This is a genomic window from Chromobacterium sp. Panama (genome assembly GCF_003052555.1).
Lineage (GTDB): Bacteria > Pseudomonadota > Gammaproteobacteria > Burkholderiales > Chromobacteriaceae > Chromobacterium.
In genome coordinates, this window is sequence record NZ_QARX01000001.1 from 435,156 (window position 1) to 456,749 (window position 21,594).

General features: G+C 68.0%; 14 protein-coding genes and 4 tRNA genes. 4 read left to right on the top strand and 14 right to left on the bottom strand.

Going from position 1 to position 21,594, the window contains the following annotated elements; all coding sequences use genetic code 11:
- The first annotated feature begins 58 nt into the window (after positions 1-58).
- Entirely contained in the window at positions 59-931 is an 873-nt protein-coding gene (gene galU, locus DB032_RS02125) for a UTP--glucose-1-phosphate uridylyltransferase GalU (RefSeq protein WP_107801619.1), read from the top strand.
- 64 nt (positions 932-995) lie between these two features.
- A complete protein-coding gene (locus DB032_RS02130; protein ID WP_019103182.1) occupies positions 996-1,538 on the top strand; it encodes a hypoxanthine-guanine phosphoribosyltransferase in 543 nt (180 codons plus the stop codon).
- 224 nt (positions 1,539-1,762) lie between these two features.
- Here the strand turns inward: DB032_RS02130 and DB032_RS02135 are convergent, their stop codons facing one another.
- The 6 genes from DB032_RS02135 to hemP all read right to left on the bottom strand — a co-directional run bounded on the left by DB032_RS02135 (position 1,763) and on the right by hemP (position 7,898).
- On the bottom strand, positions 1,763-2,578 hold the full coding sequence (locus DB032_RS02135; protein WP_107798069.1) for an ABC transporter ATP-binding protein: 816 nt from the start codon (positions 2,576-2,578) through the stop codon (positions 1,763-1,765).
- Positions 2,571-3,557 carry an iron ABC transporter permease gene (locus DB032_RS02140; RefSeq protein ID WP_233246639.1) on the bottom strand — a complete coding sequence of 329 codons (987 nt, stop codon included), beginning with the start codon at positions 3,555-3,557 and terminating at the stop codon, positions 2,571-2,573. Before DB032_RS02140 ends, DB032_RS02135 begins: the two co-directional genes overlap by 8 nt.
- Positions 3,554-4,345, bottom strand: coding sequence for a hemin ABC transporter substrate-binding protein (locus DB032_RS02145; RefSeq protein WP_107798070.1), 792 nt, complete (start codon positions 4,343-4,345; stop codon positions 3,554-3,556). Before DB032_RS02145 ends, DB032_RS02140 begins: the two co-directional genes overlap by 4 nt.
- The gene (locus DB032_RS02150; protein ID WP_107798071.1) at positions 4,335-5,378 is read right to left on the bottom strand and encodes a hemin-degrading factor; all 1,044 of its coding nucleotides are present in this window, start codon (positions 5,376-5,378) and stop codon (positions 4,335-4,337) included. The genes DB032_RS02145 and DB032_RS02150 overlap by 11 nt, the downstream gene beginning before the upstream one ends.
- Positions 5,379-5,438: 60 nt before the next feature.
- Positions 5,439-7,643, bottom strand: a complete 2,205-nt coding sequence (locus DB032_RS02155) for a TonB-dependent hemoglobin/transferrin/lactoferrin family receptor (RefSeq protein ID WP_107798072.1) — start codon at positions 7,641-7,643, stop codon at positions 5,439-5,441.
- An 81-nt stretch (positions 7,644-7,724) separates the two neighbouring features.
- The gene (hemP, locus tag DB032_RS02160) at positions 7,725-7,898 is read right to left on the bottom strand and encodes a hemin uptake protein HemP (protein WP_107801622.1); all 174 of its coding nucleotides are present in this window, start codon (positions 7,896-7,898) and stop codon (positions 7,725-7,727) included.
- A 163-nt stretch (positions 7,899-8,061) separates the two neighbouring features.
- Here hemP and DB032_RS02165 point away from each other — a divergent pair, with 163 nt between their 5' ends.
- Complete coding sequence (locus DB032_RS02165) at positions 8,062-8,748, top strand: 4'-phosphopantetheinyl transferase superfamily protein (protein WP_158274215.1); 687 nt, start codon at positions 8,062-8,064, stop codon at positions 8,746-8,748.
- Positions 8,749-9,150: 402 nt separating this feature from the next.
- Here the strand turns inward: DB032_RS02165 and DB032_RS02170 are convergent.
- The 8 genes from DB032_RS02170 to DB032_RS02205 form a co-directional block, all read right to left on the bottom strand.
- Positions 9,151-9,225: transfer RNA gene (locus DB032_RS02170), tRNA-Glu, on the bottom strand.
- 8 nt (positions 9,226-9,233) lie between these two features.
- Positions 9,234-9,310: transfer RNA gene (locus DB032_RS02175), tRNA-Arg, on the bottom strand.
- 3 nt (positions 9,311-9,313) lie between these two features.
- Positions 9,314-9,388: transfer RNA gene (locus tag DB032_RS02180), tRNA-Glu, on the bottom strand.
- A gap of 11 nt (positions 9,389-9,399) precedes the next feature.
- Positions 9,400-9,476 (bottom strand) — tRNA-Arg (locus DB032_RS02185).
- A 189-nt stretch (positions 9,477-9,665) separates the two neighbouring features.
- Positions 9,666-9,995 (bottom strand): hypothetical protein, encoded by a 330-nt coding sequence (locus DB032_RS02190; protein ID WP_146176560.1) that lies wholly within the window; start codon positions 9,993-9,995, stop codon positions 9,666-9,668.
- A 551-nt stretch (positions 9,996-10,546) separates the two neighbouring features.
- Entirely contained in the window at positions 10,547-11,326 is a 780-nt protein-coding gene (locus tag DB032_RS02195; protein WP_107798075.1) for a thioesterase II family protein, read from the bottom strand.
- A gap of 4 nt (positions 11,327-11,330) precedes the next feature.
- Entirely contained in the window at positions 11,331-12,659 is a 1,329-nt protein-coding gene (locus DB032_RS02200) for an MFS transporter (RefSeq protein ID WP_158274216.1), read from the bottom strand.
- On the bottom strand, positions 12,652-21,102 hold the full coding sequence (locus tag DB032_RS02205) for a non-ribosomal peptide synthetase (RefSeq protein WP_158274217.1): 8,451 nt from the start codon (positions 21,100-21,102) through the stop codon (positions 12,652-12,654). Before DB032_RS02205 ends, DB032_RS02200 begins: the two co-directional genes overlap by 8 nt.
- A 243-nt stretch (positions 21,103-21,345) precedes the next feature.
- Between DB032_RS02205 and DB032_RS02210 the strand changes: the two genes are divergently transcribed.
- Complete coding sequence (locus DB032_RS02210; protein WP_107798078.1) at positions 21,346-21,579, top strand: MbtH family NRPS accessory protein; 234 nt, start codon at positions 21,346-21,348, stop codon at positions 21,577-21,579.
- Positions 21,580-21,594: the final 15 nt, after the last annotated feature.

Below are 21,594 nucleotides of genomic sequence, written 5' to 3' on the forward strand. Positions count from 1 at the left end.
CAGCGGGCCGCGGCGCGGTAGAATGCGCGGCTGTCAACGCTTGTTAACGAGAATGGGCATGAAAAAAATCACGAAAGCGGTCTTCCCCGTCGCCGGGCTGGGCACCCGTTTCCTGCCGGCCACCAAGGCCAGCCCCAAGGAAATGCTGCCGGTGGTGGACAAGCCGCTGATCCAGTACGCGGTGGAAGAGGCGATCGCCGCCGGCATGACCGAGCTGATTTTCATCACCGGCCGCAACAAGCGTTCGATCGAAGACCATTTCGACAAGGCTTACGAGCTGGAAACCGAACTGGAAAACAAGAACAAGCAGAAGCTGCTGGAAACCGTGCAGGGCATCATCCCGCCGTCGGTGTCCTGCATCTTCATCCGTCAGACCGAGGCGCTGGGCCTGGGCCACGCCGTGCTCTGCGCGCGGCCGGTGGTGGGCGACGCGCCGTTCGCGGTGATCCTGGCCGACGACCTGATCGAAGGCGCGCCGGGCGCGATGGAACAAATGGTCAAGCTGTTCGACGAAACCCACACCTCGGTGCTGGGGGTGGAAACCGTGGCGCCGGAGGAGACCGGCTCTTACGGCATCGTCAAGGTGGCGCCGGACGCGCGCGGCCATCAGCAGGTGGAGCACATCGTGGAGAAGCCGCGCCCGGAAGCGGCGCCGTCCAATCTGGCGGTGGTGGGCCGTTACATCCTGACCCCGCGCATTTTCGACAAGCTGGTCAACACCACGGCCGGCGCCGGCGGCGAAATCCAGCTGACCGACGGCATCGCGGCGCTGATGAAGGACGAGCCGGTGTTGGCGCTGCCGTTCAAGGGTGTGCGTTACGACTGCGGCTCCAAGCTGGGCTATCTTAAAGCCACGGTCAATTACGGCTTGCAGCATCACGAGGTGGGCGCCGAGTTCGCCGCCTATCTGCGGTCGCTGGCCAAGAACTAATCGTTTTTTCAATCACGCCGCTTGCTTCAAAGCGGCGTTTGCGTGTGTGAATCAAGGAGTCATCATGCCCAATATTGCCGAGGCCCGTGGCCTGATCAACAGCTCCGACGTGCTGTTTACCGCCGAGGAAGTCAGCGCGGCCGTTGACCGCATGGCGGTGGAAATTACCGAGGAACTGGGCGAAACCTATCCGCTGGTCTTGTCCGTGATGGGCGGCGCCGTGGTGTTTACCGGTCAGCTGCTGCCGCGCCTGGCTTTCCCGCTGGACTTCGACTACGTTCACGTGTCCCGCTACGGCGACAAGACCCAGGGCGGCGAACTGGTATGGAAACAGGCGCCCAAGGAAGACGTGCGCGACCGCGTGGTGCTGGTGCTGGACGACATCTTGGACGAAGGCCACACCATGGCGGCGATCCGCGACAAAGTGATGGCCATGGGCGCCAAGGCCTTCTACAGCGGCGTGTTCGCCAACAAGCTGATCAGCAAGGAAAAGCCGATGCTGGCTGACTTCGTCGGCCTGGACGTGCCGGACCGCTACGTGTTCGGCTACGGCATGGACGTGCGCGGCGCCTGGCGCAATCTGCCGGCTATCTACGCGCTGAAATAAGCGCGGCCAGATCGCGAAAAACCCCCGGCTCGCGTCAGCAAGCCGGGGGTTTTTATTTTTGGACCTGGTCTAAGAACGTGTTTCCGATCTCGCGAGCTAGGGCGAGACAAGGCGTTGCGGCTGAGAAAGCGGAATGCTCAAGTGGTATATGAGCATTTCGAAGCCAGTTTCAACGCCCTTTACCTATCCATCCCGCCGACGCGCAGCAGATTATGAACAGGCTCTCAGGCGCCGGCCGCCAGCGCCGCGGGCTTCTGCGCCTGCGCCAAGGCGGCGTTGACCTGCCAGTCGTTGCCGTTGCGCTGCAAACGCACCGGCCAGCGGTAGACCGCCAGCAACCGCTCCGGCGTCAGCACCTGCTCCGGCGCGCCGGCCACCACCAGCCGGCCCTGTTCCAGCAAGGCCACGTGGTCGGCGTAGCTGGCCGCCAGCGCCAGGTCGTGCAAGACCTGCACCACGGTGCGGCCCTGGCGCGACAATTCCAGCAGCAGTTGCTGCAAGCGGTGCTGGTGACGCAAGTCCAGGTGATTGGTGGGTTCGTCCAGCAGCAGCACCGGCGCCTGCTGCGCCAAGGCGCGGGCGATGGCCGCGCGCTGGCGCTCGCCGCCGGACAGCTGGTCCAGCCGCTTGTCGGCGTAATCGTCCAGCTCCACCGTGCCCAAGGCGTCCGCCACCGCGCTCTTGTCCTCCACCCGCGGCTGCGAGAAGGCGCCGAGGTAGGGCACGCGGCCCAGCATCACGAATTCGCGCACCGTCAGCGGAATGCCGGCCGGTATGTGTTGCGGCACCCAGGCGATGCGGCGCGCGCGCACCGCCGGCTCCATGCGGCCGACGCATTGTCCGGCCAGGCGCACCGCGCCGGCGCCGGGCGTGTTCAAACCGGCCAGCAGCCGCATCAGCGTGGTCTTGCCGGCGCCGTTGGGGCCCAGCAGCGCGCTGACCCGGCCGGTGGGCAAGTCCAGGTTGATGTCGTCCAGAATCCGCTTGCCGCCGATGTCGTAGGCCAGCTGGCGCACGCACAGGGTAGTGGTATCAGCCATTGATCAGACTCCTTTGTTGCCGCCGGAACAGCCATACGAAGAACGGCGGTCCGGCGAAGGCCGCCATTAAGCCCACCGGCAGATCGATGGGCCAGGCGATGGTGCGCGCCAGCGTGTCCACCGCCAGCAGGAATAAGGCGCCGGCCCAGGCCGACAGCAGGATCAGCCGGCGGCGGCAGCCGCCCAGCAGCAGCGCCAGCGCGTTGGGAATCATCATGCCGACAAAGCCGATCACCCCGGACAGCGCCACCGCGCCGCCGGTGGCCAGCGCCGCGCCGACGGCGGTGAGCCGGCGGGTGCGGCGCACATCGATGCCCAGCGAGCGGGCGGCGTCTTCGCCCAGCAGCAGGCAGTCCAGATCGCGGCCCACGGCGATCAGGATCAGCAAGCCCAGGCCGGCCACGCCCAGGCAGGCCAGCAGCCGTTCCGACGAGGCCGACGACAGATTGCCGGCCAGCCAGCTGGTGGCGGCGCGCAGCGTCAGGTCGTCGGACATGAAAATCATCAGGCTGGTGATGGCGCCGCAGAAGGCGCCCACCACCAGGCCCATCAGCAGCAGGCCGGCCAGGCCGCCGCGCACCAGCCGCGACAGCAATAGAATCAGCCAGGTGGCCAGCAGGCCGCCGCCGAAGGCGGCCAGCGGCAAGGACAGGCCGGCGGCGCCGATGGCCAGCATGCTGACCACGGCCAGCGCCGCGCCGCTGGACGTGCCGATCAGGCCGGGGTCGGCCAGCGGATTGCGAAACAACGCTTGCAAGGCCGCGCCGCTGGCGGCCAGCGCCGCGCCCACGCCCAGCGCCGCGGCTATGCGCGGCAGCCGCAGCTGGGTCAGCAGCGGATCGCTGAAGTCCGGCCAGGCGAGGCCGCTGCCGCCGCTGGACAAGGCCAGCAGCGGCAACAGCAGGCTGGCGGCGATCAGACCCAGCAGCAGCCAGCGGCCGCGATTGGGCGCGGCGGCTTCCATGCTCAGCGCGCTCACATCTTCACCATCTGCTCGACCACCGCCGGGCTGTTCAGTCCCACCATCATCGCGTCCTTGGCCGGCAACAGGTAGATGCGGCCCTGCTTGCCGGCCGGCGTGGAGGCGATTTCCGGCCGTTTGGAGAAGGCCTCCTTGCCGCCGTGCACCGCGCCGGTGTGGCTGCCCAGGATGATCACGTCCGGTTGCAGGCTTTGCCAGGCGTCGCGGGCCATCGGCTTGAAGCCGGACAGCTGGCTGGCGACGTTGACGCCGCCGGCGGCGCGGATCAGGGTGTCGGCGGCGGTGTCGCGGCCGGCCACCAGCTGACCGTCGTAGCTGACCAGATAGCGCACGCCGCGCGCCGGGCGCGGCGTCATCTCGCGTTGCCAGCGGCTGGCCAGTTGCTGGGCGTTGGCGTCGCGGCCCAAGAGCTGTCCCACTTTGCGGATCGCGTCGGCGAAGTCCGCGCCGTCCTCGCGGCGCGTCACTTCCTCGGCGCGCACCTGCAATTGGCGCAGCTGGGTCCACACCGTCGGCGGTTGCGCCTCGGCGCTGCCCAGCACCAGGGTGGGCTTGAGCCGGGCGATGGTTTCGGCGTTCAGCGCGCGGGAAAAGCCCACCACCTGGGCCTGAGCCAGCGCCGGCGACTTGCTGGAGCGGTCGCGGCCGACGACTTCCTTGCCGGCGTCCAGCGCCACCACGATGTCGGCGATGTCGGGGGTCATCACCACGATGCGTTGCGCCGCCCAGGCGGGCAGCGCGGCGGCCAGGCCCAGCAGGGCGGCGAAGGCGAATTTAGGCGACATCGGCGCGCTCCAGTGCCGGCAGCTCGCCCAGCAGCTTGATCCATTCCACGCGTTCCGCCTGGCCCGGCTTGCGCTCGCCGAAGAAAGTGGCCAGCGACAAGCCCTTGTCGTCGAACAGTTCCAGCGAGGTCACCACGCCGTGATCGCCCGGCTTGCGGGTGACCCAGGCTTCGGCGATCAGATCGGTGCGCAGATGCAGGTTGAAGTGCGGGTCCAGCACATTGAGCCAGTTGCCGACGATCTGCACATTGCGCACCGGACCGGTGTGAATCTGGATCATGCCGCGGTTGCCGGCGAACACCATGATAGGGGCTTCGATATGGGCGGCGCGGCGCAGCAGCTGCTCCACCGCTTCCGGCAGCACGCGCCAGGCCTGGCCTTCCGGCGCCAGGCGGAAGCCCTGCTGCCGGGACACGCCCCAGCGGCGCAGGAAGGGATGGAAGGCGTGCACGTCCTGCAGGCTCTGCCATTCCTGTTGGAAGCCGGCCTTGTCGATGGCCTCATCGTCCAGCTCCTTCGCTTCGGCTTCCTGCGGGTCTATGCTCAGCGCGGCCTTGGGCGCGGAGAAGGTCTCCACCAGGCGCTGGTAGGCGGCCGCATCGCTATTGGCGGTCAGATAGATCTTGTGCACCGCCTCGCCGAAACGGTCGAAGAACTGCAAGCTGCGCTGCTCGCCGCGCGCGCCGGCCGTGGTGACGGCGAAGGCGTGTTGCCAATGGAACAGGAAGATGCGCAGGTCGATGACAGGGTTGATGGCCAGGCCGATCTTGCCGTCGATCTGCACATTGCGGTAATCGCCGGTGGTTTCATGCACGCAGGCGTGATTGCGCGTCAGCGCCATCACCGGGCCCAACTGGGCGATCTGGCCCAGAATGTCGTTCCAATGCGGTTGCAGGGCCTGGCTGGCCGGGTCCGCGGCCACCAGTTCGGCCTCGCTGACGCCCAGGGCGTCGGCGGCGTCGCGCACGCGCAGTTTCGGCTGGCTGGCTTTCAGGATTTGGTAACGATCCCACAGCTGGCTGAAGTCGGTCATGTTTGGATTCTCCTTGGAACGATCAAAAACGGGCGCCCGCCATGGGGCGGGCGCTCGCGGTTAGAAGGTGTATTCGACGCTGGCGCTGAGGTTGCGGCCAGGCTGGGTGAACAGGTCCAGCGTGCGCACGCTGCTGGACTTGCCGCGCACATCGGCTGCCTTCCAGTATTTCTGGTCGAAGACGTTGAACACGCCGGCGCGCAGAATAGTGTTCTTGGCCGGCTTCCAATAAGCGGTCAGGTCCAGCGTTGCGTAGCCGGGGGCCTTGAACGGTATGGTGCTTTGGCCGCGTGCTTCGTCGGGACGCAGATCGGGAATGCGGGTATTTGCGGTGACCAAGCGTAAGAACGCTTCTCCGCCATAGTTGGCTTGGTCGTAACGCAGTCCAAGAGTGGCGTTGAGTGGCGTCAGGCTGGCCAATGGCTGGTTACGTTGCTTGTCACGGCCCTGAGCGTAGGCGATGGACGCCATGGCGCGCCAAGCGGGAGCGAAGCGCCAAGCTGCACGGCCTTCAGCACCGTTGATCTCGACTTCGCCTATGTTTTGGTACTGGTAGGCGGACAAGCCGTTGATAGTGCCGAGAGATGCAAGGTCGATGAAGTCCTTGTAGCGGTTGGCATAGGCGGTGACGCCGAAGTCAAAGCTGTCCCACTGGCCTTTCAGGCCCAACTCCACGCCACGGCTGCTTTCGGACTTGAGGTTGGGATTGGGCAGCACTTGATAGCGCTGCACCGGATTGGTGAAGGCCATATTGGCGTCGTCGAACGGCGGCGCGCGGAAGCCGGAGGAGAACTGCAGGAAGCCGGTGTAGTGATCGGCGAACGGCAGGCTCAGACCCAGCTTGGGCGAGAAGGCGCTGTCCTTGAAGGCGGGCACTTGGTAGTTGTTGGGGTTGCCGTTGGCGAAAGCCTGGTCCGGCTGCGGCGTCATCTTGTAGTGATCCCAGCGCAGCGATGGCGAGGCCACCAGACCGTTGCCGAACTTGATCTCGTCCTGGACAAAGAGGCCGATGCGTTCGGAGCGGCTGTCGGGGAAGGTCTTGTTGGGGTAGGTTTCGCCGTCGACGATATTGCTGCTGCTGCCGTTCGGATTGTACTGGGTCTTGAGGCGTGGACGGTTGGTGTCGGTGCGGCTCAAGTCCGCGCCCCACAAGAGCTGATGCTCAGCGGAGAGGGCCTGGAAGTTGTGCTCGGCTTCCAGGGTCAGGCCATAGCTGTCCTGTTCAAAACCGTAGTCGGAACGTATGCGCTGGCCGTTATCACGCCACTCGGTATCATTGTCGGCATTATTCAGTTTCTGGTAATAAGCCCTGATTGCCAGCCGGTCGAAGGCCCCGAGTTGACGACCTTCCCAAGTCAAGGATGCACGGTCGCGTTGCGTTCTATCCTGTGCTTGCTTCCCCGTGACGGTGTAAAGCGTCATTCCGCGTTGATTGACTACAGGACCCAGCGAGTTCAACAGATTGCTGTCGGCATTGCGCTGGTAGTGCTCCAGCGTCAGTTCCAGCCGCTGGTTGGCGGCCGGCTTGAAGCCCAGCTTGGCCAGCACATTGTCGCTGTCCCAGCTTTGCGGATTCGGTTTGGTGCGCAGCGTGCTGCTGCTGTCGTTATTGCCCTGGTTGTCGGTTTCATGGCCGTTGCGATGGGTGTAGAGCAGCATCAGATCGGCGCGCTCGCCCTTGACGCCCACGCCGGCGCTGCTGCCCCAGCCATTGTTGGCGGTGCCGCCAAAGCCCTTGACGCTGCCGCCCACGCCTTGCTCTTCCGGCACGAAGTCGTCCACGGTCTTGGTGCGGTAGCCCACCACGCCGCCGATGGCGTCGGAGCCGTACAGGCTGGAAGTGGGGCCCTTGACGATGTCGATGGCGCGCAGGGTTTCCAGTTCCACGTAATCGCGGCCGGAAACGGCTCCGTTATTGCTGCCGCCGCCGGCATAGGATTCCGGCAGGCGGATGCCGTCGATCAGCATCAGGATGCGGTTGCCGTCGATGCCGCGGATGGTGTAACCGGCGTTGCCGCGGCGCGCCGGATCGGTGGCCACTTCCACGCCGGGCTCGTATTTGACCGCGTCGGCGATGTCGCGCACCAGTTGATCGTCCAGTTTGTGACGCGAGATCACGCTGGCGTTGGGCGCGGTTTCCGCCAGCGGTTTGCTGCTGCGGTGGGCGGTGACCTGAACGGTCTCCAGTTCCGCCGGCGTCGCCGCCAGCGCGGGCCAGGCGGCGGCCAGGCTCAGAACCAAGGGGGTGGCGCGAAATAAGGCCATGGAAACTCCAAACTTCCTAAGGTTGGGTGCTTCCGCTGGCTGGCTAGTCTTGGCTGGCTTGCGGTGTGTGTGGTCAGAGACCTATTTGATTAGGATGAGCTTGCCGTTGCGTGTGAGTTGCAAGCGATACATTTCGCCCTGATGCTCGATCAGGATTTCTCTGCCTTTGGCGAACAGCTCGCAGCTGCGCAGCACCGGCGACAGGTTGGCTGCGCTGGCCCCGTTGCCAAGTTTGGCCGCGTTTTGGGCATGCATGAATTTATCCATAGCCAAATGGTAACGATTCTCATTATCGAGTTCAACCAAGGAATGTGATTATTACGCATGAAAAGTGCCAAATTGTGGCGGGATGGTCACAAATAGCCTGGTTGCCGTGCTACAGGCTAGGGATAATGGCGGTTTTTGCGCGGAGAGGCGGATGGAACTGAACGCTTTGATCAAGCCCTTGCCTTGCCCGGTGGGCGCGCCGCAGGCCTTGCGGCTGTACCGCGTGCGGCTGGATGTGGATTGGCCGGTGGACGAGGCGCTGCTGGCGGGCTTGAGTGAGGACGAGCGCAAGCGCTGCCTGCGCTATCTGCGCACCATCAACCAGTTGCAGTTCGCCTTGACTCGCTTGGCCTTGCGGCGGCTGCTGGCGCAAGAAACCGGTCTGGCGCCGGACGCGCTGACGTTTGAGCTGGGCGCTCATGGGAAACCGGTCTTGAGCCTGCCCGGCGCGCCGGTCTTCAATGTGTCTCACTCCGGCGCTTACGCGCTGATCGCCATCGCGCGCGGCGGGCAGGTGGGGGTGGACATCGAAACGGTGCAAGCCATGCGCGACGTGCCGGCGTTGGCGGAGCAGACCTTGCTGCCGGGTGAGTTGGAACTATGCGGACACGGGCGGGACGTGGCGGCTTTCTTCCAGTTGTGGACCATCAAGGAGGCGGTGCTGAAAGCCTGGGGCGTGGGCATTGCTCAGCACCTGTCCGCGTTCGAGGCCTTGGAACTGACGAATAAGGAACTGCCGTTGCGGATTGCCGCGCCCGAGCGCTGGCCGGCGACAAGAGCCTGGGCGCTGGAGGCGCCGGACGGGTATAAGGCGACCTTGGCTTGGGCAGAGCGCTAAGAACCTGTTTACGATCTGCTGCGCATCGGCGGGATGGATAGAAAGGGGCGTTGAAAACAAACTCAAAATGCTCATGTACCGTATGTGCACTCCGCTTTTTCGCTTGTTTTCGCCTTGTCACGCCCTTGCTCGCGAGACTTTGAGCAGGCTCTGAAGCTGTTCACGATCTGTTGCGCCTTGTGGAGCCTTACCCGGTGAGTGCGCCTTGGCTCGCGAGGCTTGGGTTCCCAGGCGCAAGCGGAGGAGGGGTTATGGGTTTGCGTGAGAATGGTCTTGCGCGAATCAATGCAAACCAGGTGGCTATTGCGGACGGCTTGCGCGGCAAGCCGTTTGTCTTTGTGGTGTGGTTCGCGCGGACGACAAAAAACCCGTCATGTCGCCATGACGGGTTTTTGCTAATGCTGGCGTCCCCACGGGGAATCGAACCCCGGCTACCGCCGTGAAAGGGCGGTGTTCTAACCGCTAAACTATAGGGACTTAAATTGTGGCGCACCCGGAGCGATTCGAACGCCCGACCCTCTGGTTCGTAGCCAGATACTCTATCCAACTGAGCTACGGGTGCTAGTGGCGTCCCCACGGGGAATCGAACCCCGGCTACCGCCGTGAAAGGGCGGTGTTCTAACCGCTAAACTATAGGGACACTTTAAGTTGTGGCGCACCCGGAGCGATTCGAACGCCCGACCCTCTGGTTCGTAGCCAGATACTCTATCCAACTGAGCTACGGGTGCGCTGTCTCGCTAGACGTTGTGTCTTGCGAGAAGCGGAATAATATAGATCCGGCTTTTGAGCGTCAAGGATTTTTGAAAAAAATTTCACATGGCCGCGAGTGGGCGGATTCAGGATGTCGCCTCATGCCAACATGCTAATCCCGATCTTCCGACCAAAGCCCCATCCGGGGCTTTGGTCGTTTGGAGGGGTTAGGCCAGTTCCTGCATTTGCATCGTGGCCTGTTGCAAGCGGCGGGCGAAGGGTTCCAGCAGGCAATACACCTGCTCGCATTCCAGCGTGTCTAGCTTGGATTGCTCCAGCATCGCCGCCAGTGCCGACAAGGCGGTGCTGACTTGATTGAATTCCAGGCTGAGCAGATGAAGGCTGTGATCGAAGTGTTCGCAGTACTCGTCGAGTTGCCGCAATAGCGGGTCAATCGGGTGGAGCGTGGCATCCTGCTGACGCAAGCTTTTCAGTTGGAGCAGCAAGGTGGGGAGCGAAGGGATGTGATGGGAATGAGCATGAACGGGGCTAGTCATGACGACTCCTTGATGAGCGTTAAGCCTACCTCATCGCTGCCAAACGGGGAGACAGGCGCGTGGCAGGGTTGGCAGACCGGCATCAAGGACCCGGCGCGTGCAAGCACGCCCCCACCACGGCCAGCCTTAGCGTAAGACTTACCCTGTGGTGTGCAACGGACGTAAAAATGCCGCGTGCAGCGGCTGTCCGCCTTGATGTTCGAGCTGCCAAGCCCGGTGCTGAAGCACAGCACGGCCGGATTATCACGTGCTTGCGGCGGGGAGGCAAGGGGCGGGCGTCCGCTATGGCGGCATTGTGAGGCCGGGCGCGTTTGCGCCCGGCGTTTCGTTGGGTGGTTGCGGCTTAGACTCTGTTTACGATCTTGGGAGCAAGAGCGAGACAAGGCGAACTCGCCGTGTAACGCTCCACAACGCGCAGCAGATCGTAAGCAGGTTCTTAGCGCCGCTAACAACACCTCGCAGAGAAGCTGAGCCAAGGCGCGCCGACGCAGGCAGTACCAGTAGTACGGCAAGGAGGCGCAACGCAGGATCAGGGGTTTTGTTAGCGGGTCTTAGGCAAGGTCCGGCATGGCGGCGGCAGGGCTGGACAGCGCATCGGCGAGTTCGCTGTTGAGGCGCGCGAGCACGGCGTCCCGGGCGCTGGCGATGAAGAAGTGGTCGCCGTCGAACCAGTGCACGCGCGCGGGCGCGGCGGTTTCCCGCTGCCAGCCTTCGGTCTGCTCCGGCAGGCGTTGCCGGTCGCCGCGCCCGGCCAGCACGGTGATGGGCAGGGCCAGCGGCGGGGCCGGCTGGTAGCGATAGGTTTCCACCAGTTCGAAGTCGGTGCGCAGGGTGGGCAGCAGCAGGTCCATCATTTCCCGGTGGGCCAGGATTTCCGCGGGCGTGCCGTTGTAGTCGCGCAGCGCGTCGATGAAGCCGTCGTCGTCCATCCGGTGCAGCATGCGCGGCGGCTGGCGGTGTTGCGGCGCGTCGCAGCCGGACACGATCAGCCGCAGCGGCTGAGGCCGGCCTTGGGCGCGCAGCCGTCGCGCCAGTTCGAAGGCGATCAGCCCGCCCATGCTGTGGCCGAAGAAGGCGAAGGGCAGTTCGTCGTCCAGCGGCAGCTCCCGCGCCAGCGCATCCACCAGCGGCGGCAGCGCCTTGAAGCCGGCTTCGCGGAAGCGGGCGGCGCGGCCGGGCAGTTGCGCGGCGCAGACTTCCACTTCCGGAGGCAGCCGGCCTTGCCAGCCGGCATAGGCGCCGGCGTGGCCGCCGGCGTAGGGAAAGCAGTACAGGCGCAGCCGCGGCGCTTGGCTGGCGGACTGGCGCTGGAGCCAGGGGGTGGGGTGCATCGATTCAGTCTCCTGTTTGCAGGGAAGGGGTGGCTCGGGCGTCCGCGGCGTTGGGGCCGGCGGGCGCGCCGATGGCGCGCAGCCGGGGGCTGCACAAGGCCAGCACGGCGACGCCGATCAGCAGCAGGCCGGCGCCGGCGAACAAGGCGCGCACCGGCGCCGAGGTCAGGCTCAGGCCGGCCAGCGTGGTGGACAAGGGCGTGACCGCCGCCATCATGAACATCAAAAAACTCATCACCCGGCCGCGCATCTCCGCCGGAATGCGGGCCTGGATCCAGGCCATCAGCCGGACTTGCACCAGGCCGCCCAAGAGTCCGATCAGGAACATCATTGCGCAACTGGCGGCAAACGCGGCGGACAGGCCCAGGCCGATGATCAGCACGCCCATCAGGGCGTCCGCGCAGAATACCATCCATCCCAGCCGGCCCAGCGCCTTGGGCGGCAGCAGGCTGAGCAGGGCCATGCCCAGCAGGCTGCCCGCGCCTTGGGCGGACAGCAGGGTGCCGAAATGGCCGGCGTCCAGGCCCAAGACGTTCTTGACCAGCAGCGGCAGGCCGATCTGGATGGGGCCGGCGGTCAGGAAGGCGATCACCGCCCAGTAGAAGAACAGCGCGCGCAGAGTGGCGTCGCCCCAGGTCCAGGCGGCGCCGCGGCGGATGGCGCGCAGGATGCCGGCGGCGGATTGGGCCGCGGCCGGCGCGGCGGCGGCGAGCGGCCGCAGCCGGCTGAGCATCAGGCCGGCGCTCAGGAAGCAGGCGGCGCCCAGGAGGAAGGCGAGGCCCAGGCCGCCGCCGGCGCGGACGCCGGGCAGGGCGATCAGCGCGCCGGCCAGCATGGGGCCGGTCAGCAAGGTGAGCTGGTTGACCGCCATGAATACGGAGTTGGCCTGTTGCAGCCTGTCTTCCGGCACGGTGTTGGGCAGCAGGGCGGCGGCCGACGGTCCGGTGAAGGCGGCGACGACGCCCATGGCGGCGGCGAAGGGATAGAGCCAGGCCAAGGGCAGCCCGCCGCGGTAGGCGGCGTAGCCTAGCAGCGCCAGCAGCGCCGCGCAGCACAGCAGCGAGCACTGGAACACCCGCCGCGGCGAGTGCCGGTCCGCCACCGCGCCGCCGACGATGATGAACACCGCGCGCGGCAGTTCCATCGCGGTGACGACCAGGCCGAGGGCGAGGCCGTCGCCGCCCAGCTGCAGCACCAGCCAGGGCAGGGCGATCAGCGCGGTCTGCTGGCCCAGGATGGAGCAGAACCAGGCGGCGGAGAGCCAGAGAAAGCGCCGGTCGCGCCAGAGCGAGGACGGCGGGGCGGCGAGGGAGGCGGACATGGGCTTAGACATGGCGTTCTCGCATCGCGCGCTCCAGGCTGTCCGCCAGCCCAGCCACATGCGGCTCGCGCAGCATGTCGGCGTGTTCGCCGGCGGCGCGGAACACCTGGACCGGGCCGGCGGCGTAGTCGGACCAGCCCAGGTCGGCCGGTCCGGCCGCGCTGGCGGCCAGCCCGTCGGTGACCCACACCGCCACCGGGCAGCGCACGGTTTGCGGCTGATGGCCGCGCAGGCTGAGCAGGTTGGCGCGGTAGACGTCGAACATCGCTTCCACCCGGCGCGGGTCCATGCCCTGGGGGAACAGGCCGGAGTCTTGCACCCGCCGGCTGAGCAGCGCGAAGCGCCCAGCGCGGTCCAGCGGCCGCAGCATGTCTTCCGAGACGGCCAGCGTTTTGCCGGTGGCGATTTCCACGGTGCGGGCCATGTAATGCAGCAGCCCGGCCTCGTCCTGGGGCAGTTCGTTCAGGAAGCCGGCGTCCGGGCGCGGCGGCGCGTCCAGCGCCGCCAGCAGGCTGACTTCGACGCCGGTTTCGACCAGCCGCCGCGCCAGTTCCGCCGCCACCGCGGCGCCGAAGGAGTGGCCGGCCAGGATCAGCGGTCCGGGCAGGCCGGCTTGCCGCACGGCGGCGGCGTAGCGCTCGGCCATGGCCGCCACGCTGTCGTCGGCGGCGACGGCCGGGTCCAGCCCCGCCGCTTGCAGGCCGTAGACGCGCCAGCGCGGCGATAGCCGCTCCACCAGCTTTTGATAGCCGATGATCTGGCCGGAGCCGTCGTGCACCAGCAGCAGGGCGCCGTCGTCGCCGTCGGTCCGGATCGGCACCAGCACCGACGGCGCGGCGGCCTGGCCGGCCTCCTGAACCAGCCGGGCGAACTCGGCGACGGTGCCGGAGGTGAACAGCGAGGCCAGCGGCAGCTCCACGCCCAGTTCCTCGCGGATGCGGGACAGCAGTTGCAGCGTCAGCAGCGAGTGGCCGCCCATGTCGAAGAAGCTGTCGTCCACGCCGATGCGCGGCAGGCCCAGAACGGCGGCGAACAGCGCGGCCAGCTGCGTTTCCAGCGGGGTGCCCGGCGCGCGGTAGGCGCGCGCGGCCAGCTCCGGCGCCGGCAGCGCGCGGCGGTCCAGCTTGCCGTTGGGCGTCAGCGGCAGCGCCGGGAGGCTGACCCAGGCGCTGGGAATCATGTATTCCGGCAATTGCTCCGCCAGCGCGCGGCGCAGCGCGGCGGTGTCCGCCTCGCCGTCCGTCGGCACCAGATAGCCCACCAGCCGCGCGGCGGCGGGCGGCGCGTGATGCAGCGCCACCGCGGCGGCGGCGATGCCGGGCTGGGCGCTGAGCGCGGCTTCGATCTCGCCGGTTTCGATGCGATAGCCGCGTAGCTTCAGCTGTTGGTCGCCGCGGCCCAGGTATTCGATGCGGCCGTCCGCCAGCCAGCGCGCGCGGTCGCCGGTGCGGTAGATTCGCTCGCCGCAGCGGAAGGGATTGGGGAGGAAGCGTTCCGCGGTGAGACGCGGGCGGCGCAGATAGCCGCGGGCGACGCCGGGGCCGGCGAGGTAGAGTTCGCCGGCGAGGCCGGGCGGCGTCGGCTGCAAGGCCTCGTCCAGGATGTAGGCGCGGTAGCCGGGGATGGCGCGGCCGATGTCGACGGGCTGGCCGTCGCGCGCGGCGATTTCCGTCGCGGTGCCCCAGACGGTGGCCTCGGTGGGGCCGTATTCGTTGTAGAAGCGCCGGCCTTCGCCTATCAGATCGCCGGCCGACACCGTTTCGCCGCCGAACAGGACCGCGCGCAGCGATCCGCCCCAGCCGGCGGGCTGGGCCTGGGCCACGGTCCGGTACAGCGAGGGCAGGCTGAGCCAGACTTCGGCCCGCTCGCGCTCCACCAGGCCGGCCAGGTAGCCGGGCTCCAGCTGGCCGCCGGCGCGGCTGAGGATCAGCCGGCCGCCGCAGGCCAGCGACCAGAACAGCAGGGCCACCGAGCTATCGAAGGAGAAGGAGGGCAGCAGCAGGAAGGCGGTGCCCGGCCGCGACAGTTCCGCCGGATAGAAGGCGAGGCGGGCGGCGGTGGAGGCGTGGAGATTGCCGTGCTGGATCGCCACGCCCTTGGGGACGCCGGTGGAGCCGGAGGTGTAGATCAGGTAGGCGGGGTGCTCGGGCCGCAGCGGGCGGACGCGCTCGGCGTCGGCGGGGTTGCCGTCCGGCAGCGCGGCCAGTTGCGCTTGCAGGGCCGGCTCGTCCAGATTCAGCCGCGCCGCGCCGTCCGGCAGCGTGGCGTCGCTCAGGGTCAGCACGCAGCGCGGGGCGGCGTCTTGCAGCATGAAGGCGATACGGGCCGGCGGGTAGTCCAGGTCCAGCGGCAGATAGGCGGCGCCGGCTTTCAGCGCGGCCAGCATGGCCACCACGGTGTCGGCGGAGCGCGGCAGCGCGATGGCGACGATGTCTTCCGGGCCGACGCCGAGCTGGATCAGGCCGCGCGCCAGCTGGTTGGCGCGGCGGTTGAGTTCGCCGTAGCTCAGGCTGCGGCGCTCGTCGCTCAAGGCTGTCGCTTCCGGCGCGGCGGCGGCGCTGGCCTCGATCAGGGGCAGCAGGGTGGCCGGCGCGGACGCCGCGTCGCCGTCGTCCGCCAGCAGCCGCCGGCTTTCGTCCGCGTCCAGCAGCGCCAGGCGCGGCAAGGGCTGTTCCGCCTGGTCGGCCATGGCCAGCAGCAAGCGTTGCAGCCGGGAGGCCAGACTGCGCGCGCCGGCGTCGGTGAACAGGTCGACGTCGTATTCCAGCATCGCCTGCAGGCCGCCGTCGGCTTCGTGCACGGTCAGGGTCAGATCGAAGCGCGGCGAGCTGTCGTCGTTGGACAGGGTTTCCAGCTCCAGCCCCGGCAGGCGCAGCGTGTCCAGCGGCGCGTTCTGCAGCACCAGCATGGTCTGGAACAGCGGGTTGCGCGCCAGCGAGCGCTCCAGCCGCAGCGCGTCGACGATGGTTTCAAACGGCATGTCTTGCAGTTCGTAGGCTTCCAGCACCACGTCGCGGACCCGCGAGAGCAGTTGCAGCGCGTTGGGCGCGCCGCTCAGATCGACGCGCAGCGCCAGGGTGTTGACGAAGCAGCCGATCAGGCCCTCCAGGTCCAGATGATTGCGGTTGGCGATGGGGCTGCCTATCACCAGATCGCGCTGGCCGCTGTAGCGGGACAGCAGTTCGGCGTAGCCGGCCAGCAGCACCATGAACAGGGTGCCGCCGGCGCGCTCGGCCAGCCGGCGCAAGCTCTGGGTCTGCGCCGGCGAGAAATCGAAGCGGACGAAGCGCCCGCGGCGCGGACCGCCGGCGCCGCGCGGCCGGTCGCCCAGCAGTTCCAGCGCCGCCGGGGCGTCGGCCAGGCGCGTTTTCCAGCGCGCCAGCATCTGGTCGTAGCGTGCGCCGGACAGGGCGTCGCGCTGCCATTGGGCGAAGTCGCCGTACTGGATGGGCAGGGCGGGCAGGCTGGGCGGGCGTTGTTCCCGCGCGGCGGCGTAGAGCTCGCCGAATTCACGCACCAGCACGCCCAGCGACCAGCCGTCGGACAGCGCGTGGTGCAGCGCGATCAGCAGCGCGGCGTCGTCCGGGCCGATGCGCAGCAGGGCGAAGCGCAGCGGCGGCGCGGCCTCCAGGTCGAACTTGGGCCGGGCGAAGGCGTCGGCGGCGCGATTCAGCGCCGCGTCCAGGCTGTCGCCGGCGTCCACGCGCAGCGTCAGTTCCTGCAGTTGCGGCCCGTCGCCGCCGTCGACGATTTGCCGCAGCTCGCCGTCGCTCAGCGCGAAACGGGTGCGCAGCGCCTCGTGGCGGCGGACCACGCCGGCCAGCGCGGCGCGCAGCGCGGCCAGGTCCAGGCGGCCGCGCAGGCGCAGGCCCTGGGCGATGTTGTAGACGCCGTGTTCGCCCTGGTCCAGCCGTTCCAGAAACCAGAAGCGCTGTTGGGCGAAGGAGGCCGGCAGCGGCCGCGAGCGGTCGGCCGGCGGGATGCGGCGCTCCGGCGCGGAGGCCGGCGCGGCGGGGTCTTCCAGCGCGACGCGTGCCGCCAGCGCGGCGGCGAATTCGGCCACCGTCGGGTGTTCGAACAGGGTGCGCAGCGGCAGTTCGACGCCGAATTCGGCGCGCAGCCTGGACATGACCCGGGTGGCCAGCAGCGAGTGGCCGCCGGCTTCGAAGAAGTTCTGTTCGCGGCCCAGGCCGCCGACGCCCAAGACCTCGCCCCAGAGGCGGGCCACTTCGTTTTCGGCGCGGTTGCGCGGCGGCGCGCCGGCGTCGGCGCCGCCTTGTTGGGCCTGGCCGGGCTCGGGCAAGGCGCGCCAGTCCAGCTTGCCGCTATGGGTCAGCGGCAGCTTGTCCAGGGTGACGAAGGCGGCCGGCAGCATGTAGTCGGGCAGGTGCGCGGCCAGGTGGCGGCGCAGCTCGGGTCCCAGCGCGTCGCGCGGCTGGCTTTGCGCCGGGGTGTTGAAGCAGGCGGCGGGCTCGCCGTCGTCGTTCCCGTCCAGCCGTTCCAGCGCCAGCGGCGGCAGGGCGTCGGCCGCGGCGGCCAAGGCCAGGTCGAAACGGCCGTCGGCGGCGTCCTCGCTCCAGCTGAGGCGGGCGGCCAGGCCGGCGGCGGCGGCTTCGGCCAGCAGTTCGGCCGGCTCGGCGGCGTCAGACCGCGCTTGCGCCCGCCAGGGCTGGCCGTCGGCGGCTTCGTCGTCGGCCGCGCTGTTGGCCGGATCATGATCCAGCCAGGCGAGGAAGCGGTTGACCTCGGCGGCGCGGCGGTTGGCCAGGCCGGGCCGCAAGCGCGAGGCGTCGGCGGCCGGCGCGGCGGCGGCGCGCGGCGCGCCCTTGCTCAGCACCACGTCGTAGCGGTAGGTGGTCAGCTCGCAATCGCCGCCGTCTTCCTTCAGGCGGATTTCGATCGCGGCGATGTCGCCGCGGCGGCGCGCCAGGCGGCGGAACAGCGCCGGGTCCACCAGCAGTTCCTTTTCCTCGGTGATCAGCGCGTCCAGTTGACGGCGCAGTTCCGCCCGCGTCGGGCGGGCGACGGCGGGCAGGCGGCGCAGCAGGCGGCTGGCCTGGAAGTGGCGCAGCAGGCCCAGGTGGCGCAGATCGCCCAGCAGCAGTTTGCCGCCGGGGCGCAGCCGCGCCAGCGCCTGGTCCACCACGTCCAGGAAGTAGGCGGCGTCGGGGAAGTATTGCGCCACCGAGTTGAGGATCACAGTGTCGAAGTCATCCGGCAGGCCGGCCAGCTCGCGGGCTTCGCGCCGCTCCAGCGTCACCTGTTCCAGGCCGCGCGCGGCCACGGTGCGGCCCAGGCGCTCCAGCGCGCGGGCGGAGAAGTCCAGGCCGTGGTAATGCTCGCAGTCCGGGGCGACGGCGAGCAGCAGCATGCCGCTGCCAACGCCGATTTCCAGCACCCGGCGCGGGTTCAAGGCGCGGATGCGGCTCAGGATCTCGTCGCGCCAGCGCCGCATGTGCTCGGCGGGAATCAGCGCATTGTCGTAGGAGTCGGTCCAGCCGACCAGATCGAGGTCGGCGTCCTCGGCCGGCGCGTCTTCGTAGATCATGTCGAAGGCGGGCAGCCAGCCCTTGTCCTTGTCCTTGGCGGCGGCGTCCACGCCGCTGCGCTTGGCGACGTAGGCGACCAGCCGCGCCTGATCGCCGTCGCCGCGCACCACCACGGCGGTTTCCGCCACCACCGGGTGCTGGCTGAGCAGGGCCTGGATTTCGGCGGTTTCGATGCGGAAGCCGCGCAGCTTGACCTGTTGGTCGGCGCGGCCGCGGTATTCCAGCTCGCCGCGCGGGGTGACGCGCGCCAGATCGCCGCTGCGGTAGAAGCGCAGGCCGCTGTCCAGGTGCGGGTCCGGCATGAAGCGCTGGGCGCTCAGTTCCGGCTGATTGACGTAGCCCAGCGCCACGCCGGCGCCGCCCACGTGGATTTCGCCCACCATGCCCGGCGGCACCGGCTGCAGGGCGTCGTCCAGCAGACGGATGCACAGATCGGGCAGGGCCGCGCCGATCACGCTGCCCAGCTTGCGCTTGATCTCGGGCAGGCCGATGCGGCGGAAGGTCACGTGCACGGTGGTTTCGGTGATGCCGTACATATTGATCAGCCGCGGGTAGTCGTCGCCGTGGCGGTCCAGCCAGGGCTCCAGGCTGCTCAGGTCCAGCGCCTCGCCGCCGAAGACGACGTAGCGCAGCGCCAGATCGCCTTCGCGCGGGTTCGCTTCCTCGGCGGCCATCAATTGGCGGAAGGCCGACGGGGTCTGGCTCAGCACGGTGACTTTTTCCTCGCACAACAGCTGGTAGAAGGCGTCCGAGGAGCGGGCCAGCAGCGGCGGCACAATCAGCAGGACGCCGCCGTGGGCCAGCGCGCCCCAGATTTCCCATACCGAGAAGTCGAAGGCGTAGGAATGGAACAGCGTCCACACTTCGCGCGGGCCGAACTGGAACAGCTCGGCGCTGCTGGAGAACAGCCGGGCGCAGTTGCGGTGGCTGACCGCCACGCCCTTGGGCCGGCCGGTGGAGCCGGAGGTGTAGATGATGTAGGCCAGGCCGTCCGGGTCGTCGCCGGCCGGCAGCGCCGCCGCCGGCGCGGGTTCCGCCGCGTCCAGCGTCAGCAGCGGGCCGGCGAAGGGCGGCAGCGAGGGCGCCAATGCCTCGGTGCTGAGCACGGCGCGCGCGCCGCTGTCTTCCAGGATGTAGCGGATGCGGTCGGCCGGATAGGCCGGGTCCATCGGCACATAGCCGGCGCCGGCCTTGAGCGCGGCCAGCACGCCGATCAGCATTTCGAAGGAGGGCGTCAGCCACAGGCCCACCGGTTCGCCCGGCCGCACGCCGGCGGCCGCCAGCCGCCGCGCGGCGGCGTCCGACAGCCGTTCCAGTTCGCCGTAGCTCAGTTCCCGGCCGTCGCAGCGCAGCGCCGCGGCGTCGGCTTGCCGCGCGGCGAAGCGGCTGAAGGCGCGGTGCACCGGCTCGCAATCGACGGCGGCGGCCTGCCGCGGCAAGGTCAGCAGGGCGGCGGCCTGTTGCGGCGTGGTCAGCGGCAGCGCGGCCAGCGGCGCGTCCGGCTGACGGCTGGCGGCGTCCAGCAGCAGGCTCAGTTGTTCGGCGAGGCGCTCCACCGAGAGCCGCTCGAACAGCGCGGTGTTGTAGGAGAACGCGCCGGACAGGCCGTCCTCGGTCTCGCGCATGAACAGCTCCAGATCGAAGCGGGCGGCCTCCTGGCTCAGCACCGGAGTCAGCCGCAGCCCGTCCAGCGTCGGCATCGCCGCCGGGATGTTGAGCAGGGTGAAGGCGACCTGGAACAGCGGGTTGCGGCTGGGGTCGCGGCTGGCCTGGCCCAGCGCGCCGACCAGTTGGTCGTAGGGCACGGCGGCGTGCTCCACCGCGTCGCGCATGGTGTCCGATTGCCGGCGCGCGAACTGGCGGAAGCTGTCCGCGGGGCCGATGCGGCCGCGGATCACCAGCATATTGGCGAAGAAGCCGATCAGCCCCTCGGTTTCCACCCGTTCGCGGCCGGCCAGCGAGGTGCCGATGGCCAGATCGTCCTGACGCGCGTGGCGGGCCAGCAGCGCCTGGAAGGCGGACAGCAGCAGGCAGAACAGGGTGGTGCGTTCGGCCGCCGCCAGCCGGCGCAGGCGCTCGGCGGTATCGGCGCCGATGTCGAAGCCCACGGTGGCGCCGTCGAAGCCCTGCACCGGCGGCCGCGGCTTGTCGGTGGGCAGCTCCAGCGTGGGCAGGCCGGCCAGCTGGGTTTTCCAGTAGGCGAGGTCGGCGTCCCAGCGGTCTTGCCGGCCGTTGGCGTGCTGCCAGCGCGCGTAGTCCAGGTACTGGATGGGCAGCTCGGGCAGTTCCGGCGCGCGGCCGCGGCTGAGCGCGGCGTAGGCGCGGGCCGCCTCGTCCATCAGCACCGTCAGCGACCAGGCGTCGCCGACGATGTGATGCAGGGTCAGCACCACCGCGTGTTCGTCCGCCGCCAGCTTCAGCAGCGCGATGCGCAGCGGCTGGCCGACGGACAGGTCGAAGGCGTGGGCGCTTTCGCGGCGCGCCAGCGCCTCCAGCCGGGAGGCGGCTTCTTCGGCCGGCAGGCCGGACCAGTCCAGGCGCTCGATGGCCGCGCGGCCGGCCGGCTGCGGGATCTGCGCCGCCGCGCCGTCCACTTCGCGGATGGCGGTGCGCAGCGAGGCGTGGCGCGCCACCACGCAATCAAAGGCCCGGCACAGCGCGTCCGCCTGCAAGGCGCCGCTCAGGCGGAAGGCGGAGCAGATATTGTAGGCGGCGGCGCCGGCGCTCAATTGGTGCAGGAACCAGAGCCGCTGTTGTTGGAAGGACAGAGGGCCGGAGGCGGCGTCGCCGCGGGCGATCCGCCCGCCGTCGACGGGCGCGGGGGGCGGGAGCAAGACGTCCAGTTCTTGTTCCAGCAAATGGTCGAGAAGGTCCAGGTCGTTATCGTTCCAATCGCTAACGCTCATTTCAATGGCTTTCCAGGTGATGTGTTGTCGGCGCCCATCGGGCTGCGCGTCCATCGCGCCCGATTTGATTTCGATTATTTTTCGAGGTCTGTAAAAATATTCAATTTATGCGGTATATTCTTTGGCGGGTTTTGTGAGTCGGTATTCTCCGATTTAAACAATTCCAATTAGCAATGTTTTGGTTGGATAAATAGATTTATTTAGAAACTGTTTTAATTTTCTAGCGACGGCACGGAGGTTGATATGACGCAGGACGCGATGAACGAAACCAAATACATCGTGGTGGTGAATCACGAGGAGCAATATTCGATATGGCCGGAATATCGCGACATTCCAGCCGGCTGGCGCTCGCTTGGCGTCAGCGGCGCGGAACAGGAGTGTCTGGACTATATTGAAAAGAATTGGACGGATATGCGTCCCTTGAGCCTGAGGCAGTTCATGCAGGAAAATCAAACGGCTTCCCCTTCCGCGAATTAATGGTGTCTATGTCTT

What these genes read in the sequence shown, in the direction of transcription:
- DB032_RS02145 (WP_107798070.1), bottom strand. Translation starts at nt 4,345, where the DNA reads ATGTCGCCTAAATTCGCCTTCGCCGCCCTGCTGGGCCTGGCCGCCGCG.
- DB032_RS02190 (WP_146176560.1), bottom strand. Translation starts at nt 9,995, where the DNA reads ATGACTAGCCCCGTTCATGCTCATTCCCATCACATCCCTTCGCTCCCC.
- DB032_RS02195 (WP_107798075.1), bottom strand. Translation starts at nt 11,326, where the DNA reads ATGCACCCCACCCCCTGGCTCCAGCGCCAGTCCGCCAGCCAAGCGCCG.
- hemP (WP_107801622.1), bottom strand. Translation starts at nt 7,898, where the DNA reads ATGCATGCCCAAAACGCGGCCAAACTTGGCAACGGGGCCAGCGCAGCC.
- DB032_RS02205 (WP_158274217.1), bottom strand. Translation starts at nt 21,102, where the DNA reads ATGAGCGTTAGCGATTGGAACGATAACGACCTGGACCTTCTCGACCAT.
- galU (WP_107801619.1), top strand. Translation starts at nt 59, where the DNA reads ATGAAAAAAATCACGAAAGCGGTCTTCCCCGTCGCCGGGCTGGGCACC.
- DB032_RS02200 (WP_158274216.1), bottom strand. Translation starts at nt 12,659, where the DNA reads ATGTCTAAGCCCATGTCCGCCTCCCTCGCCGCCCCGCCGTCCTCGCTC.
- DB032_RS02155 (WP_107798072.1), bottom strand. Translation starts at nt 7,643, where the DNA reads ATGGCCTTATTTCGCGCCACCCCCTTGGTTCTGAGCCTGGCCGCCGCC.
- DB032_RS02135 (WP_107798069.1), bottom strand. Translation starts at nt 2,578, where the DNA reads ATGGCTGATACCACTACCCTGTGCGTGCGCCAGCTGGCCTACGACATC.
- DB032_RS02130 (WP_019103182.1), top strand. Translation starts at nt 996, where the DNA reads ATGCCCAATATTGCCGAGGCCCGTGGCCTGATCAACAGCTCCGACGTG.
- DB032_RS02165 (WP_158274215.1), top strand. Translation starts at nt 8,062, where the DNA reads ATGGAACTGAACGCTTTGATCAAGCCCTTGCCTTGCCCGGTGGGCGCG.
- DB032_RS02150 (WP_107798071.1), bottom strand. Translation starts at nt 5,378, where the DNA reads ATGACCGACTTCAGCCAGCTGTGGGATCGTTACCAAATCCTGAAAGCC.
- DB032_RS02210 (WP_107798078.1), top strand. Translation starts at nt 21,346, where the DNA reads ATGACGCAGGACGCGATGAACGAAACCAAATACATCGTGGTGGTGAAT.